The sequence below is a fragment of the Nakamurella sp. genome (genome assembly GCF_048594475.1).
Taxonomy (GTDB): domain Bacteria; phylum Actinomycetota; class Actinomycetes; order Mycobacteriales; family Nakamurellaceae; genus Nakamurella.
The window spans coordinates 1-1,879 of record NZ_JBMDXT010000434.1 but is presented as its reverse complement, the minus strand read 5'-3'; the positions used below and the strand labels follow the sequence as shown (position 1 = coordinate 1,879).

At 69.3% G+C, this 1,879-nt stretch carries 2 protein-coding genes and 1 pseudogene; all 3 read right to left on the bottom strand.

The genetic code is table 11. The annotated features are described in order from the left end of the window. The coding region (locus ACOJUF_RS19725) for a substrate-binding domain-containing protein (protein WP_420123522.1) at positions 1–413 on the bottom strand (413 nt) is incomplete at its 3' end. A gap of 165 nt (positions 414–578) precedes the next feature. Further along, on the bottom strand, positions 579–1,709 hold the full coding sequence (locus ACOJUF_RS19720) for an ABC transporter permease (RefSeq protein WP_420123521.1): 1,131 nt from the start codon (positions 1,707–1,709) through the stop codon (positions 579–581). Beyond that, positions 1,706–1,879 (bottom strand): annotated as a pseudogene (locus tag ACOJUF_RS19715) (sugar ABC transporter ATP-binding protein); the annotation flags it as partial. The pseudogene ACOJUF_RS19715 and the gene ACOJUF_RS19720, both read right to left, overlap by 4 nt.

The window sequence follows — 1,879 nt, the reverse complement described above, 5'->3', positions numbered from 1 at the left end:
GCGTTCTCCAGCGGCTTCTGCATGGCGGTGACGTCGGTCGGCGCGATCAGGATGGCGTCGGGCTTGCTGGCCACGACCGAATCCAGGATCGGGGTCTGCAGGGTCGGGTCGAACTTCTGCGCGCCCTGGGTGTTCACGGTGACACCGAGCTTGGCCGCCTCGGCCTCGATCCCGCACTGCATGGTGATGTAGAACTCGTCGCCGGCCACACCCTGGATGAAGGCGACGTTGTAGTCCTTGCCGGCCTTGGTCGGCGCGGCCACCGAGCCGGTCACGGCGCTCGCCGTGGCGGCCGCCGAGCCGGCCGAGGTGCCGGCGCTCGACTCGGTCTTGGAGGACGAGCATCCGGTCACCGCGAGCATGACGGCGAAGGTGCCGACCGCGGCGGACGTGAGGACCTTGGAACGCTTCATTGCTTTCCTTTCACGGCGGGAGAACCCGGGACGTGGGGTGGGGGAAGGGACCGTGCGTCGCTGCGCGGGCACGGCGGACGGGGTGGAGCGGGGACGGACGGGTGTGGCGTTGGAGCGCGCGGTCCGGCAGCGCCGGGCCCGATATGGGTCAGATCTGGGTCAGAGCTAGGCCTTGGCGGCCGTCGGGGCCGGGGTGGTGGCCGGCGGGCCGGCCGGTGCCGGCGCGGCCGGCTTGGACCTGCGCCGGGAGGACTTGGCTCCCCGGGAGGCGGCGGCCCGCCGGGACTGGTCGACGTAGACGGCGGCGATCAGCACGGTGCCGACGGCGACGGTCTGCCAGTAGGGGGTGACGCCGAGGATGGTGAAGCCGGACAGCAGCACCGCGGGGATGAACAGGCCGACGACGGTGCCGAAGATGGAGCCCTCGCCGCCGAAGATCGAGGTGCCGCCGATGACGACCGCGGCGATGACGTTCAGGTTGGTGAGCGACTGGCCGGCGATGGTGGTGGTGCTGTACTGGGCCAGCGACAGCAGACCGGCGAAACCGGCCAGCATGCCCGTCATCCCGTAGACCTTGATCAGGTGCCGGCTCACCTTGACGCCGACCCGGCGGGCGGCCTCCTCGTTGGAGCCGACGGCGTACGTGTAGCGGCCGAACCGGGTCTTGTGCAGCACGACGCCGCCGATCACCAGCACGATCAGCGCGATGATGGTGAGCATCGGGATCCCGAGGAAGCGCCCGTAGCCGATGGTGTCGGTGAGGGAGTCGGGCACGGCGCGGATGTCCAGGCCGCCGGTGATGATCTGGGCCAGGCCCAGCGCGATGGACAGCGTGCCCAGGGTGACGATCAGCGGCGGGATCTTCGACTTGGCGATCAGGACGCCGTTGATGATGCCCCAGGCGACGCCGCTGAGCACGGCCGCGACGACGCCGGCCAGCGCCACGCCGACCCCCTCGCCCCCCATCGCCTCCATGACCTTGGCCGACACGACCGAGGAGAAGACCAGGACCGAGCCGATCGACAGGTCGATGCCCGATGTGATGATGACGAACGTCATCCCGACGCCCAGAACGGCCCAGATGGAGACGTTCTGGGTGATGGTCGCGATGTTGGACCAGGCGAAGAACTTGCTGCCGGCGGCCAGCGAGAAGATCAGGCAGATGGCGATCAGCACGCACAGGATCCACACGGACTGCAGCTTGAAGATGCGGGCGAGCAACGGACCGTTGTCCTCGCCCAGGTCGACGGCCGGCTTGGCCGCTGAGGTGCTCGGAGAGTTCTTGACGGAGCTCATGCCGCGTCCTTCTGGTCCAGAGCGCCGGTCATGGCGCCGACGAGTTCTTCCACGTGGGTCTGGTCGGCGCGGAAGGTGGCGATGCGCCGGCCCAACCGCAGCACCTGCACCCGGTCCGAGACCTGGAGCACGTGCGGCATCGAGTGCGAGATGAACACGACGGCGATGCC

Bases quoted from the DNA above. Each gene is read 5' to 3' on its own strand.
- ACOJUF_RS19720 (WP_420123521.1), bottom strand. From the start codon at position 1,709: ATGAGCTCCGTCAAGAACTCTCCGAGCACCTCAGCGGCCAAGCCGGCC.